Annotated in this window: 18 protein-coding genes; 14 read left to right on the top strand and 4 right to left on the bottom strand. The window is 65.4% G+C overall.

Features of this window, described 5'->3' with window-relative positions; translation table 11 throughout:
* Positions 1–89: 89 nt before the first annotated feature.
* Positions 90–1,004, bottom strand: coding sequence for an oxygenase MpaB family protein (locus A5634_RS21510; protein ID WP_065146144.1), 915 nt, complete (start codon positions 1,002–1,004; stop codon positions 90–92).
* Positions 1,005–1,164: 160 nt separating this feature from the next.
* Here A5634_RS21510 and A5634_RS21505 point away from each other — a divergent pair, with 160 nt between their 5' ends.
* The 5 genes from A5634_RS21505 to A5634_RS21485 are packed head-to-tail and all read left to right on the top strand — an operon-like array spanning position 1,165 to position 5,919.
* Positions 1,165–1,797, top strand: a complete 633-nt coding sequence (locus tag A5634_RS21505; RefSeq protein WP_065146143.1) for a TetR/AcrR family transcriptional regulator — start codon at positions 1,165–1,167, stop codon at positions 1,795–1,797.
* A complete protein-coding gene (locus tag A5634_RS21500; RefSeq protein ID WP_065146046.1) occupies positions 1,790–3,580 on the top strand; it encodes a glycoside hydrolase family 15 protein in 1,791 nt (596 codons plus the stop codon). The genes A5634_RS21505 and A5634_RS21500 overlap by 8 nt, the downstream gene beginning before the upstream one ends.
* 43 nt (positions 3,581–3,623) lie before the next feature.
* Positions 3,624–4,124: an oxidoreductase gene (locus A5634_RS21495; RefSeq protein WP_065146142.1), complete on the top strand. Its 501-nt coding sequence runs from the start codon at positions 3,624–3,626 to the stop codon at positions 4,122–4,124.
* A gap of 12 nt (positions 4,125–4,136) precedes the next feature.
* On the top strand, positions 4,137–5,627 hold the full coding sequence (locus A5634_RS21490; RefSeq protein ID WP_065146141.1) for a molybdopterin-dependent oxidoreductase: 1,491 nt from the start codon (positions 4,137–4,139) through the stop codon (positions 5,625–5,627).
* 1 nt (position 5,628) lies between these two features.
* Positions 5,629–5,919 (top strand): hypothetical protein, encoded by a 291-nt coding sequence (locus A5634_RS21485; RefSeq protein WP_065146045.1) that lies wholly within the window; start codon positions 5,629–5,631, stop codon positions 5,917–5,919.
* On the opposite strand, the gene A5634_RS21480 is transcribed toward A5634_RS21485, so the two are convergent.
* From A5634_RS21480 to A5634_RS21470, 3 genes are read right to left on the bottom strand one after another with little or no spacing between them, the layout of a single operon-like run.
* Complete coding sequence (locus A5634_RS21480; protein WP_065146044.1) at positions 5,916–6,227, bottom strand: hypothetical protein; 312 nt, start codon at positions 6,225–6,227, stop codon at positions 5,916–5,918. The two genes, A5634_RS21485 and A5634_RS21480, sit on opposite strands and share 4 nt — an antisense overlap.
* Positions 6,224–7,297 (bottom strand): hypothetical protein, encoded by a 1,074-nt coding sequence (locus A5634_RS21475; protein ID WP_065146043.1) that lies wholly within the window; start codon positions 7,295–7,297, stop codon positions 6,224–6,226. Before A5634_RS21475 ends, A5634_RS21480 begins: the two co-directional genes overlap by 4 nt.
* 2 nt (positions 7,298–7,299) lie before the next feature.
* A complete protein-coding gene (locus A5634_RS21470; protein WP_065146042.1) occupies positions 7,300–7,785 on the bottom strand; it encodes a MarR family transcriptional regulator in 486 nt (161 codons plus the stop codon).
* 140 nt (positions 7,786–7,925) lie between these two features.
* On the opposite strand from A5634_RS21470, the gene A5634_RS21465 reads away from it, so the two are divergent.
* The 9 genes from A5634_RS21465 to A5634_RS21425 all read left to right on the top strand — a co-directional run bounded on the left by A5634_RS21465 (position 7,926) and on the right by A5634_RS21425 (position 18,942).
* On the top strand, positions 7,926–8,936 hold the full coding sequence (locus A5634_RS21465; RefSeq protein WP_065146041.1) for an SDR family oxidoreductase: 1,011 nt from the start codon (positions 7,926–7,928) through the stop codon (positions 8,934–8,936).
* Positions 8,937–8,996: 60 nt separating this feature from the next.
* A complete protein-coding gene (locus A5634_RS21460; protein ID WP_065146040.1) occupies positions 8,997–9,479 on the top strand; it encodes a hypothetical protein in 483 nt (160 codons plus the stop codon).
* Positions 9,480–9,518: 39 nt separating this feature from the next.
* On the top strand, positions 9,519–11,318 hold the full coding sequence (locus A5634_RS21455) for a thiamine pyrophosphate-requiring protein (RefSeq protein WP_065146039.1): 1,800 nt from the start codon (positions 9,519–9,521) through the stop codon (positions 11,316–11,318).
* Positions 11,315–11,764 carry a hypothetical protein gene (locus A5634_RS21450; protein WP_081290577.1) on the top strand — a complete coding sequence of 150 codons (450 nt, stop codon included), beginning with the start codon at positions 11,315–11,317 and terminating at the stop codon, positions 11,762–11,764. Before A5634_RS21455 ends, A5634_RS21450 begins: the two co-directional genes overlap by 4 nt.
* Positions 11,764–12,474 (top strand): gluconate 2-dehydrogenase subunit 3 family protein, encoded by a 711-nt coding sequence (locus A5634_RS21445; protein ID WP_065146037.1) that lies wholly within the window; start codon positions 11,764–11,766, stop codon positions 12,472–12,474. The genes A5634_RS21450 and A5634_RS21445 overlap by 1 nt, the downstream gene beginning before the upstream one ends.
* 85 nt (positions 12,475–12,559) lie before the next feature.
* Positions 12,560–14,137 carry a GMC family oxidoreductase gene (locus A5634_RS21440; RefSeq protein ID WP_155769649.1) on the top strand — a complete coding sequence of 526 codons (1,578 nt, stop codon included), beginning with the start codon at positions 12,560–12,562 and terminating at the stop codon, positions 14,135–14,137.
* Positions 14,134–15,252, top strand: a complete 1,119-nt coding sequence (locus A5634_RS21435) for an enolase C-terminal domain-like protein (RefSeq protein WP_065146035.1) — start codon at positions 14,134–14,136, stop codon at positions 15,250–15,252. The genes A5634_RS21440 and A5634_RS21435 overlap by 4 nt, the downstream gene beginning before the upstream one ends.
* Before the next feature lie 9 nt (positions 15,253–15,261).
* Positions 15,262–16,647 (top strand): adenylate/guanylate cyclase domain-containing protein, encoded by a 1,386-nt coding sequence (locus tag A5634_RS21430; protein ID WP_065146034.1) that lies wholly within the window; start codon positions 15,262–15,264, stop codon positions 16,645–16,647.
* Positions 16,648–16,692: 45 nt separating this feature from the next.
* Positions 16,693–18,942, top strand: coding sequence for a heavy metal translocating P-type ATPase (locus A5634_RS21425; protein ID WP_065146033.1), 2,250 nt, complete (start codon positions 16,693–16,695; stop codon positions 18,940–18,942).
* Positions 18,943–19,005: the final 63 nt, after the last annotated feature.

Genomic DNA, 19,005 nt, shown 5'->3' with positions numbered 1-19,005 from the left:
GCGTTTACCCATTAACAGTCATTGTGACCCATGGTCACACTGTCACTTGAGAGCCCGATGCGTAAGGGGTTTGACCGTTATTCGAGGAATCAGCGGTTGTGCAACTTTCGCGGGTCGACGCCCGTGCGCTGCCAGGCGTCAGCCGCCCAACTCGTGTAGACAGCCCGCAGGGGCAACCGGTTGATCAATGGATTCAATGCGCGCATGACGGCGGCGAACCGCTGATAGCGCTTCTCCTTCTTGTCGTTCCATTCCAAGCCGCACACTTCACGCATCTGCGGCGGGCAGGTTCCGGCGATCACCAGGCCGGCGTAGGCGTTCAGTGGGGCCGACAGCACCTTCCAGATCGGTCGCGGGATCCTGCGTGGACCCGGGATTCCTTTGCGGATGTAGCCGGTGCCGTACAGCACGGTCTTGTGCGGCATGAACCGATCCAGCATGCCGTCCCAGTATTCGACGAACTCGTCGTAGGTTTGTGGCTGGCCACGGTCACTGACGCCGTACAGGCTGAACCAGACCTTGCTCTCGGCGAAGATCTGCTCTTTTTCGGCGTGCGACAGGCGCCTGATGAACGTGTCGGCGTTGTAGAGAACCTGATCGACGAACGTGGCGTGTGCCCAGTAGAACAGCTCCGGATTCAGCGCGTGATACCTCGAGCCGTCGCTGATGGTCCCCTTGATCGGCTTGTGGAAATCCCGCACCGTGCGGCCCCATTTGTGCGGGTCCTCCGAATAAACGGTTTTCATCAGGGGCGGCGCGGTGCGCTTGGCCCTACCGAACGTGTCGCTGAAGACCACCGAATGGTCGAGGACGCCCTGCCCGAGCTGCTCGATGCAGTTCTCCGTGCCCGCCGCTCGTTGGAAACCGAACAGTTGGGTGCGGTAATCGCCGTAGAACTTCCAGAGCAGCGAATCCGGACCCAGTACCGGTCCCGATTTCGGCTCGTCGACCGGCATCGGCTCGGCTTCGCGCACCCCGGTGTCAAAACCCAATTCAGCCGTCATCACCAACTCCTCGTGCGCCCCCACGCCGCTCTCTGAATCAGAGAAACAAAAACGTCCTTTTGTGTCACGCTAGCATCTGAAGCTCGTTTCCGCACGGGCCCGCCCTCGCGGCAGACCCGTTTTGACTCCGGACGGCAACCGGCTTGGGACAATGGCGACCATGCCGCCCAAGAATGGATCCGGAACCGCTGCCGTTTCCGATCTCGACAGCGTCATCCTGGACACGGCGCTCGTAGTCTTCGAGACCTACGGGGTGCGCCGCGCGAACATCGAAGACGTTGCCGCCCGGGCCGGGGTCAGCCGCAGCACCATCTATCGACGCTTCCCCACCAAGGACGACCTATTCGAAGCCGTGGTGCGCCGGGAAGGCGCCCGATTTTTTACCACGCTGGACCAAGCCACCAGTGGCCGTAACCCCCGAGAGGCCGTGATCGAGGCGTTCGCGTTGGGTGTGCGCCTCATTTCGGACTCGCCGCTGTACTCGCGCATCGCCGAGAGCGAACCGCAGCTGCTCGGCATTTTCTCCCGCTCCGAGGTCTTTCCGATCGGGCAGTTCGCCGACGGCATCGCCCACACCCTGCGCCGCTGCGGCGCCGAGATGTCCGACGCGGATCTGGCCAACATCGCCGACATCCTGCTGCGGGTGGCCGTCGGCATCATCGTGTTTCCCACCGACCGCCTTGACACCTCGGATCCGCAGGCCGTCCGTCACTATGCCGCGCATTACCTGGTGCCGATGATTGACAGCCAGTCCCCAGCTCACCCACGTAGCGTTGTCAGGGCCGATGAATGACGAGTCAGCTATTGCAGGACTGCTGTCCCCGCACGTACTGCGCGACTACGCGCTACTAGCCGACGGGGAGCGTGGCGTTGTCGTCGGACCACGCGGCGACTATTGCTGGATGTGCCTGCCGCGCTGGGATAGCCCCGCGGTGTTCACTTCGCTGCTGGGTGGGCGCGGCGCCTACGTGGTGTGTCCCTTCCGCACCGGATTCGTGTGGGGCGGTCATTACGAAGAACGGTCGCTAATCTGGCGGTCGCGGTGGGTTACCACCGACGGCATCGTTGAATGCCGAGAAGCGTTGGCATTCCCCGGCGATCGACACAGAGCCGTACTGCTGCGCCGGATCACCGCGCTCGACGGGCCCACCCAAGTACGGATCGCGTTGGACTTGCGCGCGGACTTCGGTGCTGAGCCGATGCGCGATCTGCGCCTCGCCGACGGCATCTGGACCGGGCGGTGTGGAACCCACCGCTTCCGCTGGACCGGAGCGCACGACGCGCAGCTCTGCGAAGACGGTTCGCTGAACGCTGTCGTGCAAGTGGTTCCGGGCAAGGAGCGCGACCTGGTGCTGGAATGCTGCGACCAAGAGTTGAGCACGGCTCCGGTGTGCCCCGACGATGTATGGCGGCAGACCGAAAAGGCTTGGCACGACGCAGTTCCGGCGATTTCGGGCACCCTGGCCGACGCCGATGCCCAGCTCGCCTACGCGGTGCTGCGCGGTTTGACGAGCAGCGGCGGGGGCATGGTCGCGGCGGCGACGATGTCACTACCGGAGCGAGCCGAACAGGGCCGCAATTACGACTACCGGTATTGCTGGATCCGCGACCAGTGTTACGCCGGACAAGCGGTCGCCGTGGCTGGTGCCTCCCCGCTGCTCGACGATGCGGTTCGCTTCGTCAGCGAGCGGGTGTTGGCCGACGGACCCGGACTCGAGCCGGCCTATTCGATCGACGGTAGCGCCGTGCCGCGGGAAGAAGATCTCGACCTGCCGGGCTATCCCGGCGCTGCGGTCAAGCGCGGCAACTGGGTAACGGATCAGTTTCAGCTCGACGCATGCGGCGAAGCGCTGCTCCTACTGGCGGCCGCAGCGCGGCTCGACCGGCTCGACAGCGATCACTGGCGCGCGGCCAAGACGCTGGTGCAGACGATCACGGATCGGTGGCACGAGCCGGATGCGGGGATCTGGGAAGTGGACGACCAGCATTGGGCCCATTCGCGATTGACCTGCGCGGCCGGCTTACGGAGCATCAGTCAGGTGGCGCCGCAGTGCGAAAGCTCGCAGTGGCAACAGCTGGCCGATCTGCTGATTTCGAGCACCGAATCGGACTGTTTGAATCCGCGGCGCAGATGGCAACGCGCGCCACATGATTCGCGGGTCGACGCGGCGCTGCTCATCCCTTCGATCCGGGGGGCGGTGCCCTCCGACGATCCACGGACCGTCAACACCCTGGAAGCGGTGCGCACCGAATTGGGGCGGCACGGATTCGTCTACCGCTTCCAGCCCGACGAGCGGCCACTCGGCGAGGCGGAGGGCGCATTCCTGTTGTGCGGCTTCCTAATGGCGTTGGCCGATCACCAGCAGGGCAACACTATCCAGGCGGTGCGCTGGTTCGAGCGCAACCGCACGGCCTGCGGCTCACCGGGTCTTTTCGCCGAGGAGTTCGACATCACTCAGCGCCAACTGCGTGGCAATCTGCCGCAGGCGTTCGTGCACGCGTTGTTGTTCGAGACCGCTCATCGGCTCGCCGATGCCGACACTGGCCCGATCGGCACCGGAACCGGCCGCCGATGACCGCGACGCGTTTGTCACCGCAACCCGGGGGTATCTAGCTCTCGTGGTCGGTTTAGGCAGTCGGCTATTGCACAGGGTCTGGCACGGCTTGTTGTCGTCTCGACTACTCACCCTCAACGGGTGGGTGGCTTTCGATCTGCCCCGGACGGTAACCGCGATCGGGCAAGTCCTGTTGATCGGCTTGGTGGTCGTCCATGCCTACCTCCTTGCTACCGAGCCGGCGTTGCCCGGCTACTTCGTCGGCTATGCCCTGGCGTTGAGCGCCGGTTGCCTGATAGCGGCGGTCGCGCTGGTTGCCAAATTCAATGACGCTGTGCCACAACGGGGTTGGTATCTCGGCAGCTTGGTCTGCGCGACCTTCCTCGGCATCTACCTGTTGAGCCGGCTGGGTAGCCTGCCCGGACTCGAAGCACTGACGGGCCGGTGGGACGTGGCGCCCGCGACGTTGGCGATGGCGTTGGCGGCGGGCTTTCTGGCCGTGCACACCACCGTTCTCTCGGGTGTCAACGTGGCCTACCCGCACCGGCAAGGTTGGCAAGATTAGATGGGTTCGGCCATGACAACTTTGGACTACCCGGCGTGGTTGCGAGTCGAGCACTGGCTCAACGTGCTGTTCGTGACGTTGATCATCCGCAGCGGCATCGAAATCCTCGCCACCCATCCCAAGCTGTACTGGCACGATGACAGCAAACCGGGCAGCGAGTGGGCGCGCTTCACCCGCAAGGTCATGCCGCGCAACCGGCTCTACGACACCCTCGACGAAGAGGAGAGCTACCACCCAATCATCGCGTTGCCCGGCCGCGCACAGCTGGGCATGGGTCGGCATTGGCACTTCTTTTCGGTGATCGGCTGGATCCTGCTGGGGCTGTCCTACTACGTTCTGTTGTTCGCCACCGGTCAGTGGCACCGCTACTGGCCGGCTTCCTGGTCGATCTTCTCCGACGCCTGGGACGACATCGTCACATATTTGAGCTTCAACCTGCCGCCACTGTTGCCGGGCGAACCGTTGGACGCCATGCAAAAGCTGACCTATGCCGGCGTCATCTTCGGGCTCGCGCCGTTCCAGATCCTCACCGGCGCAGCGCAATCGCCTGCGATCGCGGCGCGCTTCCCCTGGTACGTGCGGATGTGGGGTGGCCGCCAATGGGCGCGCAGTCTGCACTTTCTGGGACTGATCGCCTTCGTCGTCTTCATCGTGATCCATCTTTCGATGGTGTTCTTCTGGGGGTGGGGATCACTGACCGCCTCGATGATCTTCGGCTCGGTGCGCAACACCACACTGGCCACCGTGATCTCGCTGGCGATCATCGCGGCGATCGTCGCCATCCACGTCGGTGCGACAATGTGGAGCCTGCGCAAACCGCGCTCGGTACAGCGGGTGCTGGGCGCCGTGCTCAACTTCGCGCGGCGAATTTTGCTGCGTCCGTTGAATTCCCGGCAGAACTATCCCGTCTCGAAGATTTCCGAAAGCCACCGTGTCAATGGAAAGCCCCCTGCCAGCACCGAATACAAAGTGATGGCGGTGCACAACTTCGTCGATTGGCGGGTTCGGGTCGGCGGCCTGGTGGAGAACCCGGTGACCTTGGACCTGGCGGCGCTGCGTGCGCTGACCGAGCGTGAATCGCAACGGGTCATGCACCATTGCGTGCAGGGCTGGAGCAGCATCGGCGAGTGGAGCGGACTGCCGCTGGCGCGACTCGCGGACCTGGTGCGGCCGCTCCCCCAGGCAAGATACGTGTGCTTTCTGACCATACAGGACAACGATCGAGACGAGCCCTCCTCGCACGGCGGCGGACAGTTCTACGAGGTTATCGATCTCGAACTCGTCTACAAACCTCAGACGCTGCTGGCCTACGAGATGAACGGTCAGCCGTTGCCGATTCAGCACGGTGCACCATTGCGCTTGCGGGTGGAGACCCAGGTCGGATTCAAGATGGCCAAGTGGATCAACCAAATCGAGTTCGTCAACGACTATGCCGGTATCGGCAAGGGTGCCGGGGGCTGGCGTGAGGACAACGTCTACTACGACAAGAACGTGGAGATCTGACATGTCCGACGACGTCCTGGTCCGGCCCGAGCTGATCGACCTCAATGAGGTTTCGCGACAGCGCGTTTCGGAGCAGATCGAGGCCAAGGGCGGATACTGCGAAAGTTGTGGCGCTACCGGCTTTGACATCGGCGGAGCCCTGTATCTGGGTTTCCTTTTCCTCAACGAGGACAGTGACAACTACATGGTGGCTTTGACATGCCGCAATCCCGAATGTCGCAAGCCGCGCACCGGAATCGTGCTCCAGCGGCAGGAGTTCTTGACTTCCGGTACCGATGACGCCGTGAACTAAGTTGCGGCCGTAGGTAATTCGGGTTCGGCGAGCTTGAACCGGCCGATCAGTGCGGCCAACGCGCGAAGATCGTCGCACAGTGATGCGAACGCCGTCTCGTCGGCCCTGTCGAGCCGATCCATCGAACTGTAGTGAACCAGCCGCGGCAGTCGTCCGGCCAGCGCGGTACCCCACCTGATGCTGAAGTCGTAGATGTCGCCTTCGCTCACCGACTCTCGTTGGCCGAGTTGCTTGAGCGCCTCGACTTGTTCGCGGAGAAACTCGAGGTCGTCGCCGGCGTCCACCGACACTCGGCGTTCCTCGCTCACAGCCGCGGCTTCGCGATGCTGATCACGTATTTCGCGTCGCGCAGCGTGAGGTACACGCGGTGCGGTCCCACCGCCAAACCCGACAGCGGAGCGGACTGCAGCGGACCGTCCGGGAGGCTGGCACGGTAGTCGGTGACATGGATTATCGGGATGGTCTGCTGCGGGTAGCCGGTGAAACTGGCTGTCTCGAGCACCACCAACTGACGGTCCGTCGCAGCGTAGATGCGGGTTGCGTCGGTGCCCAGCTCACGCACGGGTGACGACAGCCTGGTTTGAGCCAGCACCTCCAATCCGCTTCCGCCACGGTGGGAATCGACGGCGTACAGCACATCACTGTCACGCTGCGCGACGTAGCTGCGGGTCACCTTGGTCCCGTCACCCGCCGAAACCGCGACTCCCATGCCGATTGAGCCGCGCTGCTCGGGAGGCGATGACGGACCTTTGTAGTAGCCGATCCCTGACGCTGAGTAGGCGTGGTAGTCGATCGTGCGTCCGCGGTTGGATCCGTCGATGGTCTCCGCACGAGTGCCGAGGGTCGCGGCGGGCAACTTCCGATACCCGTATTCCTCAACGGGTGTCACCGTTGCCCCGTCGGCAGAAAGCGCAAGCAACACCCGCATGCCGGCGTCTTCGGAGAGATAGGCCGGCGCAGGACCGGCGTCGATGGAATCGATCGGTCGCAAGGTGGCCAGGTCGACTACCGCGACGTTGCCGCGCTCCGGTTGCGGCACGAAGACCTGTCCTTCGTCCTTTCGGCTGATCTGTAGGTTGCGTCCCGCGGCCAGCGGGTCCGACAGCCGCAACCCGCCGCCGTGCGCGTCGGCAGGATCGGTTACTTCGGCCAGCCGTTGATCGTCGGTCAACGCAATCAGGGTGTTCCTGTTATAGGACCACACGGGTGCATGCAGCACCGCTCCGACAGCCGTCAACGCAACCTCGGGCGCTGATTCCAGCGAGCGCCCCGGAGCGGAGCACCCGGCTACCAGCCCCGCTACCAACAGCGTGCCCACCGCGGCCCCGCCGCACCAGCGCGCCCACCGCCACCGGCGGCCAGTGCAACGCGCCCGCATTGTCACGAGTGTGGCTCGGTCATTTTCTGGTGAGCGGCGGTGAACGCGCGGGTGCCCTGCAGCAGAGCGGCGCGATCGTCGTCATCCATTTGGCCCACAACGGATTTCAACGCGTTCTTGCGCAACGTGAGCAGCTCCCGCAGGATGGACCGTCCGCTGGGGGTGATTTCGAGGAGGGTGGCACGGCGGTTGGACGGGGAGACGCGCCGGGTGATCCACCCAGACTCGGCGAGCCGGTCACTGAGCCGACTCGCGGTGGACGGGAGCAGGTTGAGTTCGTCACCAAGCTCGGTGACCAAGCTCGGCCCGAGGCGCTCCAGCGACTGAAGCGCGTGCAGAGCGCCCAGACTTATCTTCTTCTCCATCTTTTCCAGCACACCGACGTTGACATCGAGAAATCCGCGGGTTGCCGTTTCCAGCGCAGTGGCAAAAAGATCGAGTTCCCCCGGGCCCGCGTCGAAACGGCTTCTGTTCCGCGCTGACACCATGGCGCTCCTTTCCCACAGCACAATACATGCAAAATTTCCTATTTGCACTGAGACTATCCTGCCAATTGCAAATCATGCGTAATGCACGAACTAGGCGTAACGTGCTGTGGTGAAGGCAGTTAGCGCAGGAAGGAGTCTTCATGGCCACACCGCGCACTGTCGTGGTCACCGGAGCCAGCGCTGGCATCGGCCGTGCGACGGCACGAGCGTTCGGTGCCCGTGGCGACAGAGTCGGCTTACTCGCACGCGGGTCCGCCGGCCTGGACGGCGCCGCCAAAGACATCCAGAACGCCGGTGGTCAGGCGTTGGCGATTCCCACCGACGTGGCCGACCACCGGGCGGTGGATGCCGCGGCCGATCAGGTCCAGAGCACGTTCGGGGCCATCGACGTCTGGGTCAACGTCGCGTTCACATCGGTGTTCGCGCCCTTCCACCAAATCTCTCCCGAGGAGTACCGGCGCGTCACCGAAGTCAGCTACCTCGGCTTCGTGTACGGGACCATGACTGCGTTGCGGCACATGCGTGAACGCGACGCGGGCACGATTGTCCAAGTCGGGTCGGCGCTGGGCGCCCGGGCAATTCCGCTGCAGTCGGCGTACTGCGGCGCCAAGCACGCAATCAACGGGTTCACCGAGTCGGTGCGCACCGAACTGCTGCACGAACACAGCGATATTCACATCACCGTCGTACAGATGCCCGCGGTCAATACCCCGCAGTTCTCCTGGGTGCTGTCCCGGCTTCCGCGCCATCCCCAACCCGTCCCGCCCATCTACCAACCCGAGATCGCGGCGCGCGCGGTGCTGTTTGCCGCCGATCATCCACGGCGCAAACAATATTGGGTGGGTGCGAGCACCGCGGCAACCATCCTGGGTCAGCGGGTGATGCCCGCGTTGCTGGACCGGTATCTGGCCAAGACCGGCTACTCCTCGCAACAGACGGACGAATCCGTCAGCCCAGAGCGCCCGCACAACCTGTGGGAGCCCCGCGACGAGGACGCCGGTAGCGACCACGGTGCACACGGCATCTTCGACGACCAGGCGCTGGACCGTGCAGCGCAACCTTGGCTGTCCGAACACATCGGGGCGGTGACCGGGGCAGGGGCTGCGGCGCTCGCCGCCACGGCGGCGCTTGCGGTGCGGCGACGTCGATGAGTTTTGAACGACAGACCCCGGGAATAGCTACTTGACACCGACAGGTTGCGGCGGAGGACGATGGCAGTTACCCACTTCAGATACCTCGAAGGTCTTCGAAGCCTCTGGGGCGCAGTGCTTTTAATCGCGCCCGAGGTTGTGCTGGGATGGATCCACCGGGTCCATGTCGACCACAAGGCGGTGGTCGTCACCCGGATCCTGGGCGCACGTCATCTGGCGCAGGCGGTCATGTCCGGTACCCACCCCAGCCCCGAAGTACTAGCCGCCGGCACCTGGGTTGATGGAGTGCATTCGCTCACCGCGGTGGGTCTGGCCGCCGCCGACCCGCGCCGGGCACGAGCCGCCCTCACCGATGCCGCCATTGCGGCGCTGTGGGCGCTGTTCGGTGCGCATGATCTGCACACCGGCAGCACGCCGCCGCCGGCGCACCAACGAGTTCTCGACCGGCTTGCTGGACTGATCCTGCCGCGCCTACCCGGTGGCCGCTACCTGTGGGAACGCGCCCAGGAGCGCCACCGCCGAGATTTCGAAGTTGTTGTCTAGCAAAGCGAATCAATCCAGCTAGCAGGAGAGTGATGAACAGTGTCTGACACCGTTGGCGATGTGTTGTTGTCCCGACTCCGGGAGTGGGATGTCAAACAAGTATTCGGCTTTCCCGGAGACGGCATCAACGGTCTGCTAGCGGCATGGGAGCGGGCGGGGGACAAACCTCAATTTGTGCAGGCCCGGCACGAGGAGATGTCCGCCTTCGAAGCGGTCGGCTTCGCCAAATTCTCCGGCGGCTTCGGGGTGTGTGTCGCCACCAGCGGTCCGGGCGCCGTCCACCTGCTCAACGGCCTCTACGACGCCAAGCTCGACCACGTACCGGTGGTTGCCATCGTGGGGCAGACCGAGCGATCCGCCATGGGCGGCTCCTATCAGCAGGAAATCGACCTGATCAGCCTGTTTAAGGACGTCTGTAGCGAGTACGTCCAAATGTGCACGGTGCCACAACAATTGCCGAACCTGATCGACCGGGCGATTCGGATAGCACTGAGCGAAGGCTGTCCGACCTGCATCATCGTCCCCTCCGACGTGTTCGAACTGAAGTACGAACCGCCAGAACACGCGTTCAAGCAGGTTCCGTCCAGCCTCGGACTCAGCCCCGCGCGGGTGGCGCCCGACGACTCGGCAGTCCGCGCCGCAGCGGATCTGCTGAACGCCGGTGAACGGGTGGCCATGCTGGTGGGCCAGGGCGCCCGCGGCTGCGTGGAGGAGTTGACGCAGGTCGCTGACCTGCTCGGCGCCGGGGCGGCAAAGGCGTTGCTGGGTAAAGACGTTCTCCCCGACGACCTGCCCTGGGTGACCGGATCGATCGGGCTGCTGGGCACCACGGCCAGCTGGCACCTGATGATGGAGTGCGACACACTCCTGACCGTCGGGTCGAATTTCCCCTACACCCAGTTCCTGCCGAAGCTCGACCAAGCCCGTGCGGTCCAGATAGATCGATCGGGCAAGTGGATCGGTATGCGGTATCCCTACGAGCTCAACGTGGTAGGCGACGCGAAAGCCACACTGCAGGCGCTGATTCCGCTACTGCAGCGCAAGTCGGACCGCAGCTGGCGGGAGAAGATCGAGAAGCACGTCGCGAAGTGGTGGAACACCGCGCAGCGGCGAGCGATGACCGATGCCGACCCGCTCAACCCGATGCGGATCTTTTACGAACTGTCGACGCGGATGCCCTCCAACGCCATCATCGCCGCCGACTCCGGCTCGGCGGCGAACTGGTATGCCCGGCACCTCAAGTTCACCGGCGGCGTGCGGGGTTCGCTATCGGGCACGCTGGCCACAATGGGTCCCGGGGTGCCGTATGTGATCGGCGCGAAATGGGCGCATCCCGACCGTCCCAGCATCGCATTCGTCGGTGACGGGGCGATGCAGATGAACGGCATGGCCGAGCTGATCACCATCGCCAGGTACTGGCGGCAGTGGACCGATCCCAGGTTGATCATCGCCGTTCTGCACAACAACGATCTCAACCAGGTCACCTGGGAGATGCGGGCGATGGAGAACTCTCCGAAGTTCGAAGCGTCTCAATCGCTTCCGGACGTGGACTACGCCGGATTCGCCCGCAGTTTGGGTTTGCATGGTGAGAACCTCGACGAGGCAGGTCAATTGGGCTCGGCGTGGGAGCGCGCTCTGGCAGCCGACCGCCCGACCGTGCTGGACGTGCGCTGTGATCCCGACGTTCCACCGATCCCGCCGCACGCCACCTACGAGCAGGCCAAGTCGCTGGCCAAGGCGGTACTCGGCGGTGACGAGGATGCGGCCGGGTTCATCAAACAGGGCGTCAAGCAGAAAGTGCAGCAGTACCTGCCGGGCGAGAAGAAGGATCGATCATGAAAATGATTGACACTGCGCTGCACGACATTCGGACTGGCCGCTTCGAGCGCACGCTTTCGGCGCTGACCGCGGCGGGGGCGGCGGTCACCGCGGGCGAGATCTACCTGTCCCACGACGGTGCCAGCTTCGGCAACAAGATGATGTGGTGGCCAATCTTCGTGCTGCCCACCGCAATACCGGCCGGCGTGGCCGGATTCTTCTCCCGGCGGGCGGCCAAAACGGTGCTGCCGGCCACCAGCGCGGCGATCGTCGTGAACGGGGTTCAGGGCACCTATCTGCACTGGCGCGGTATTGCACAACGGCCCGGCGGCGTGACGAAGTACAACATGGAGTCCGGCCCGCCGGCGTTCGCGCCCCTGCTGGCCTCACTGGTCGGCGCCATGGGACTGCTGGCGGCGCTGCTGCGACGGGAGGATCTCCCGCTACCCGGCGATGGGGGTCGCTGATGCCGTTTCGTCCCCCCAACCAGCACGCCATCACCCCGCAGGGACAAGGCCGGTTTCCCGGCTTCGACGTGCTCGACCAAGCTCACGTGTGGGACGACGTGACGGCGGGAGTCGTGTTGGCGCGCCTGGCGCTGCCGAACATGTTAGCGTTCTTCACCGCGCGCGAAGTCGCCGTCGCCGCACCGATGCTCGATCTGCTGCTTGGTCAGGACTGCGATCCGCGGGTGCCGGTGCTCTCGCTCATCGACACCCGTCTGGCGACGGCGGAGACCGACGGCTGGCACTACGACGACATGCCCGAAGACGGCCAGGCTTGGCGCGAAACATTGGCCCACCTTGACCAGGACGCTCACGATCGGCATAACGCGGCGTATGCCGACCTCGGCGAGTCCGATCAGGCCCGGTTGCTGCAGGACGTGCAGGATCTGTCCGACCGCGGCGAATCCTGGCACGGGTTCAGCGCCAAGCATGTTTGGAGTCTGTGGACGAGATACGCCACCACCGCCTTCTATTCACATCCATGGGCTTGGAACGAGATTGGTTTCAGCGGGCCGGCCTACCCGCGCGGTTATTTGAACCCGGGCATCAATACGCGGGAGAAGTGGGAAGTCGCCGACCACTACGAGAGCGACCCGGTGCCCTTCGCAGAACGGGTGGAGCGCGCCCGTAAGGCCGACGACAATCTGTCCGGCAGGAACGACGGTGAGTGACTACCGCGCCATTCGGGCGCGCAATGAATCGGCCTGGCTTATTCCCAATGACGGGTCGCGGACCAATCACCGACTGCGTGCCGATATGCGGCGCTACCCCGAAGATGACGAGGTTGACGTCGTCATCGTGGGCGCTGGCGCCGGAGGCGGCACCCTGGCGCAGCGGTTGGCCCGAATGGGTTGGCGCACCGTGGTGTTGGACGCCGGCCCGTTCTGGGATCCCGACACCGACTGGGTCAGCGACGAGCGCGGCTCGCATGTGCTGTTCTGGTCCGAGCCGCGCCAGATCGGCGGCGATGATCCAGTCCCGTTGGGCTCCAACAACTCCGGGCGTGGGGTCGGCGGTTCGATGGTGCATTTCGCGGGCTATGCGCCGCGGTTCCACCCCTCGGACTTTCACACCTACAGTGCCGACGGGGTGGGCGCTGACTGGCCCATCGAATACGCCACGCTGCGCCCCTATTACGAACAGATAGAAGCCGAACTGCCGGTCGCCGGGGAGGACTGGCCGTGGGGCGATCCACACAGCTATCCGCACCGACCCCACCCGGTCAGTGGCAACGGCCGGGTCTTCCTCAAAGGTGCGGCCGCGTTGGGCATTCCGATGCGGGTAGGGCCGGTCGCAATTCCCAACGGAAGGTTCGGAAATCGGCCGCACTGCATCTATCGCGGCTTCTGCTTGCAGGGATGCAAGGTCAATGCCAAAGCCAGCCCGCTGATAACCCACATCCCCGATGCTCTCGCGCACGGCGCCGAGATCCGGCCCGACTGCCACGTGTCGCGGATACTCGTCGACGACCGCACCGGCCGAGCCACCGGCGTCGAGTACTTTCACGCCGGGGTCGTACGTCGGCAGCGAGCCGCCGCGGTCGTCGTCGCCGGCTATTCGATCGAAACCCCGCGGCTGCTGCTACTTTCGGCAACCAACCGCTTCGAGCGGGGACTGGGTAACGAACACGATCAACTCGGCCGTTACCTGATGGTCCAGGGCGCGCCTCAAGTCGCCGGGCGCTTCGACGACGAAATCCGGATGTACAAAGCCCCGCCACCCGAGGTCAGCACCGAAGAGTTCTACGAGACCGACCCGACCAAGCCCTACCAGCGCGGGTGGTCCGTGCAAACCATCAGTCCGCTGCCCATCACCTGGGCCGAACACGTTGCCGCGCAGGGACACTGGGGTACGACGCTGCGGGAGTATATGCGCGACTACGTCCACTGGGCCACCCTGGGCGCGCTGTGTGAATTGTTGCCCCAAGCCGACAATCGGGTCACGCTGGCCGACGAGACCGATCGCCACGGCCTTTCGGTGGCGCACTTCTCCTACTCCCAATGTGACAACGACAGACAACTCATCAAGGCCGCCACCTCGGTCATGGAAGACATCCTGCGTGCGGCCGGCGCTCAGGAGGTCATCACCATCGAGCGCTACGCCCACCTGGTCGGCGGAGCCCGGATGGCCGCGCGCGCCGAGGAGGGGGTGGTCGATGCGCAGCACCGGGTCTTCGGTGTCGAGCGTCTCTATGTCGTCGACGGCAGCACCATGCCCACTCAGGGCTCCGCCAACCCGGCGTTGACCATCATGGCGCTGGCCGCGCGTGCCGCCGACCTGATGAACGAGCACGCCCGGGGGCGGGCGGAGCGGCGGGAAAGGTCCCTCGCATGAACCGACCGGCTTTGACCGTCGAACGCGTCGAGGTCGAGGTCTACAGCGTCGACACCGAGGTGCCCGAGGCCGACGGCACGTTCGAGTGGGACGCCACCACGGCCGTCGTCGTGCACGTGCATTCCGGCCACACCACCGGAGTTGGCTGGACTTACAGTTCGCCGGCCGCCGCCACCGTCGTCTCCGAACACCTCTCGAAGGTGGTCACCGACGGCAATATCGACGACATCAGCGGAGCCTGGGAGGCGATGCGGCGCAGCTGCCGCAACTTCGGCACCCGCGGCCTGGTCATGCAGGCCATCAGCGCGGTCGATATGGCGCTCTGGGATCTCAAGGCCCGACTGCGCGACGAACCGCTGTCCGCACTGCTGGGGCAGGCCCGTTCCGATGTCCCGGTCTACGGCTCCGGCGGCTTCACCACCCTGGACGAAGCCCAGCTCGGCGAGCAGGTGCGGGACTGGCATTCCGCCGGATGTAGCGCGATGAAGATCAAGATCGGTCAGGGCTGGGGCTCCAACGTCACTCGCGATCTACAACGGGTGCGGCAGCTGCGTGACCTCGCCGGTGACGGAGTCGCATTGATGGTCGACGCCAACGGCGGCTACACCGTCGGGCAAGCTCGTCGCGTCGGAGCTGCGCTCGACGATCTCGGCGTGGTCTGGTTCGAAGAGCCCGTCAGCAGCGACGACATCGAGGGTCTCGGTGTGCTGCGACACGCCATGCGCTGCGATGTGGCCGCCGGCGAGTACGTGTCCGACCTGTACGAGGCCCGTCATCTCGCACCCGTGGTGGATTGTCTGCAGCTCGATGCCACCCGGTGCGGGGGTTATACGGGTTGGCTGGCCGCGGCGGGGATCGCGGCTTCGCACAATCTGCAGGTCTCGGGCCACTGCGCGCCGGCACTGCATGCGCCGGTGGCAGCGGCAATCCCCAACCTGCGTCACATCGAATACTTCGTCGACCACGTCCGCCTGGAGCAGACCCTCTTTGACGGCGTGCCGACCGCGACGAACGGTGTGCTGATCCCGAACAACACCCGACCCGGCAATGGCGTAACAGTCGCCGAGCGCGCCGGCCAGTACCGTCAGCGCGCATTATCGGATTCGCATCACTAATCTGTAGCCGTGGCGCAGGTGCCTGGGACCGCCAGAACCCGCTATGCCACCTGCGGCGAAGTGGACATCGCCTATCAGGTGTTCGGCGACGGACCCATCGACGTGTTGGTGCTGCCTGGCCCATCGATCCCGATCGACACGGTCGACTCGGAGCCGTCGATGTACCGCTTCCACCGCCGGCTGGCGTCGTTCGCCCGGGTGATCCGTTATGACCAGCGCGGAATCGGCCTGTCGTCGCGCGTCTCGTCACCGGACATGATCGGGCCGAAGGCGTGGGCACGCGACGCGATCGCGGTCATGAACGCGGTCGGGTGCGAGCGGGCCACGATCCTGGCCCCCGGTTTCACCACCATGACCGGCTTGGTGCTCGCCGCCGACTTTCCCGAACGGGTCAGCAGCCTGATCTGCATCAACGGCGCGGCGCGCACGCTGCGCGCGCCCGACTATCCGATCGGCCACGAGATCGGCGATAGCGATCCCTACACCACGATCGCGATCGAACCGGATGCCGTCGAGCAGGGCTTTGACATGCTGGGCATCATCGCGCCCTCTGTCGCCGGCGACAACGTTTTTCGGGCGTGGTGGGACATGGCCGGCAACCGCGCCGCGTCGCCCAGCATGGCACGGGCCATCATCACCGCGGTCAGACATTCCGACGTGCGCGACACCCTGCCGCGAGTCAGCGCACCGACGCTGATCCTGCATCGCGACAACCGCAGGTTCAGTCCGATCGAGCACGGCCGGTACCTGGCCGAGCACATCGCGGGCTCGCGCCTGATCGAACTGCCAGGCGAAGACACGCTGTATTGGGTGGGCGACGCCGCGTCGATGATCGACGAGATCGAAGAATTCGTGACGGGGGTGCGCGGCGGCGGTGACGCCGAACGAGTACTCACCACGATCGTGTTCACCGACATCGTCGGCTCGACCCAGCGAGCCGCCCTGCTCGGCGACAACCGCTGGCGCGACCTGCTGGACAACCACGACACCATCGTCCGCCACGAAATACAGCGCTTCGGCGGTCGTGAGGTCAACACCGCCGGCGACGGCTTCGTCGCCACGTTCATCAGTCCGAGCGCCGCGCTCGCCTGCACTGATGCACTCATCGATGCCGTCCACGTCCTGGGTATCGAGATCCGGGTCGGCATCCACGCCGGCGAAGTCGAGGTGCGTGGCACCCGAAAAGAAGACGTCGCCGGGATGGCCGTGCACATCGCCGCGCGGGTCGCCGCCCTGGCCGGTCCCGACGAGGTGCTGGTGTCCTCGACCGTGCGTGACATCGTGACCGGCTCGCGGCACCGATTCGTCAATCGCGGCGAACGGGAGCTCAAGGGCGTGCCCGGTCAGTGGCGGCTGTGTGCCCTCATCCGCGAGCACGCCACCGTCCGGACCTAGCGCTCGCCCCGGCCCGGGCAACGCTGGGCTTGTACCCTGGCTAGCGTGACAACGCCGCTGGTAGAGGAAGCCGACTCAGGCTTCGCGCGGCGTGTTCGACTCGACGTTTCCGGTATGTCGTGTGCGGCCTGCGCGAGCCGCGTCGAGACGAAGCTGAACAAGGTTCCCGGCGTGCGGGCCTCGGTCAACTTCGCCACCCAAGTCGCGACCATCGACGCGACCGACGTCGGGGTTGACGAGTTGTGCGATGTGGTCGAGAAGGCCGGCTACCAGGCGGCTCCGCACACTGACGCGGTCCGGGTTTCCCGTGATCCCGACGCCGAGCATGCCCGCAGCCTGCTGCGACGCCTGCTGGTGGCCGCCGTGTTGTTCGTTCCGCTCGCCGACATGTCGAGCATGTTGGCGATCGTGCCGGATGCCCGGTTTACCGGGTGGCAGTACGTGCTGGTCGCTCTCGCTGCGCCGATCGTGACGTGGGCCGCGTGGCCCTTCCACTCCGTCGCGCTGCGCAACGCGCGGCACCGAACGGCGTCGATGGAGACGCTGATCTCTGTCGGCATCGTGGCCGCCACAGTCTGGTCGCTGACCACCGTCTTCGTACCCAGGCCACCGCGGGAAACCCACGGCGTCTGGCAGGCGATTCTGCACAGCGACGCGATCTACCTCGAGGTCGCGGCCGGAGTGACCGTCTTCGTGCTCGCGGGTCGCTACTTCGAGGCGCGCGCTAAGTCCAAGGCCAGCGGAGCGCTCCGTGCGCTGGCCGCGCTCGGCGCGAAGAACGTGACGGTCCTGCTGGCCGACGGCGCCGAACTGGTGATCCCGGCCGATGAACTCAAGAAGCGCCAGCGTTTCGTGACGCGCCCGGGCGAGACCATCGCGGCCGACGGCGTCGTCGTCGAGGGAACCGCGGCAGTCGACGTCAGCGCCATGACCGGGGAAGCCAGACCGGTACGCGCGTATCCGGACGCGACCGTGGTGGGCGGCACCGTCGTGCTCGACGGCCGGTTGATCGTCGAGGCCACCGCCGTCGGCGCCGACACCCAGTTCGCGGCCATGGTCCGCTTGGTCGAGGAAGCCCAGGCCCAGAAGGCCCGCGCCCGGCGGCTGGCCGACCGAATCTCTGCGGTGTTCGTCCCGGCGGTGTTCGCCATCGCATTGCTGGCCGGCGCGGCCTGGTTGATCAGCGGCGCCGGCACCGAACGCGCGTTCGCCGTCACGCTCGGAGTGTTGGTAATCGCGTGCCCGTGTGCGTTGGGGCTGGCGACCCCGACGGCGATGATGGTCGCCTCCGGCCGTGGCGCGCAGCTGGGAATCTTCATCAAGGGTTACCGCGCGCTGGAAACCGTGCACGGCGTCGACACCGTGGTGTTCGACAAGACCGGCACCTTAACCGTCGGACAACTCAGCGTGCGCACCGTGACGTCGGTGGCGGGCCGCGACGCCGACGAGGTGGTGGGACTGGCGGCGGCCGTCGAAGCGGCTTCCGAACATGCGGTCGCGACGGCGATCGTGGCCGCCGCACCGGATCCGGCTCCGGTCGGGGACTTCGCGGCGGTGGCGGGCTGCGGTGTGCGGGGGGTGGTCGACGGCCACGACGTCGAGGTGGGCAAGCCGTCCTGGATCACCCGCGCCGCACCGGCCGACCCCGTTCTGGAGTCCACCCGGGTTGAGAGCGAATCACGCGGGGAGACCGTGGTTTTCGTGTCCGTCGATGGCGTCGCATGCGCGGCTATCGCAATCACCGACACGGTCAAGGATTGCGCCGCCGACGCCGTTACGGCACTGCACCGGCGCGGACTGCAGACGATTCTGCTCACCGGCGACAACCGGTCAGCCGCTGAGGCGGTCGCGGCTGCGGTCGGCATCGACACGGTGGTCGCCGAGGTGATGCCCGAAGGCAAGGTCGAGGTGATCCAGCGGCTGCGCACCGAAGGCAAGGTCGTCGCGATGGTCGGCGACGGGATCAACGACGGCCCCGCATTGGCTTGTGCCGATTTGGGATTGGCGATTGGGCGTGGCACCGACGTCGCGATCGGCGCGGCCGACATCATCCTGGTTCGCGACGATCTGGACATCGTGCCGCAGTCGCTGGATCTGGCGCGCGCGACGCTACGGACTATTCGGATGAACATGATCTGGGCGTTCGGCTACAACGTGGCCGCAATTCCAGTTGCGGCCGCGGGCTTGCTCAACCCGCTGATCGCCGGTGCGGCGATGGCGTTCTCGTCGTTCTTCGTCGTGTCAAACAGCCTGCGCCTGCGCAACTTTGGGCCGGAATCCGTTCGCCGAGTGTGAATTTCCCGACGTAACACGCCGATTGGGCGTCGCGAGAATCACTTTCGGCGGCCTCGATAGGAT

It is taken from the genome of Mycobacterium asiaticum (assembly GCF_001673365.1).
Classification (GTDB): Bacteria; Actinomycetota; Actinomycetes; order Mycobacteriales; family Mycobacteriaceae; genus Mycobacterium; species Mycobacterium asiaticum_A.
This window is presented reverse-complemented; position numbering and strand designations above follow the sequence as displayed.

Excerpts from the sequence above, each read along its gene's own strand:
- A5634_RS21510 (WP_065146144.1), bottom strand. The coding sequence starts at position 1,004 with ATGACGGCTGAATTGGGTTTTGACACCGGGGTGCGCGAAGCCGAGCCG.
- A5634_RS21505 (WP_065146143.1), top strand. The coding sequence starts at position 1,165 with ATGCCGCCCAAGAATGGATCCGGAACCGCTGCCGTTTCCGATCTCGAC.
- A5634_RS21500 (WP_065146046.1), top strand. The coding sequence starts at position 1,790 with ATGAATGACGAGTCAGCTATTGCAGGACTGCTGTCCCCGCACGTACTG.
- A5634_RS21490 (WP_065146141.1), top strand. The coding sequence starts at position 4,137 with ATGACAACTTTGGACTACCCGGCGTGGTTGCGAGTCGAGCACTGGCTC.
- A5634_RS21485 (WP_065146045.1), top strand. The coding sequence starts at position 5,629 with ATGTCCGACGACGTCCTGGTCCGGCCCGAGCTGATCGACCTCAATGAG.
- A5634_RS21475 (WP_065146043.1), bottom strand. The coding sequence starts at position 7,297 with ATGCGGGCGCGTTGCACTGGCCGCCGGTGGCGGTGGGCGCGCTGGTGC.
- A5634_RS21470 (WP_065146042.1), bottom strand. The coding sequence starts at position 7,785 with ATGGTGTCAGCGCGGAACAGAAGCCGTTTCGACGCGGGCCCGGGGGAA.
- A5634_RS21465 (WP_065146041.1), top strand. The coding sequence starts at position 7,926 with ATGGCCACACCGCGCACTGTCGTGGTCACCGGAGCCAGCGCTGGCATC.
- A5634_RS21460 (WP_065146040.1), top strand. The coding sequence starts at position 8,997 with ATGGCAGTTACCCACTTCAGATACCTCGAAGGTCTTCGAAGCCTCTGG.
- A5634_RS21450 (WP_081290577.1), top strand. The coding sequence starts at position 11,315 with ATGAAAATGATTGACACTGCGCTGCACGACATTCGGACTGGCCGCTTC.
- A5634_RS21445 (WP_065146037.1), top strand. The coding sequence starts at position 11,764 with ATGCCGTTTCGTCCCCCCAACCAGCACGCCATCACCCCGCAGGGACAA.
- A5634_RS21440 (WP_155769649.1), top strand. The coding sequence starts at position 12,560 with ATGCGGCGCTACCCCGAAGATGACGAGGTTGACGTCGTCATCGTGGGC.
- A5634_RS21435 (WP_065146035.1), top strand. The coding sequence starts at position 14,134 with ATGAACCGACCGGCTTTGACCGTCGAACGCGTCGAGGTCGAGGTCTAC.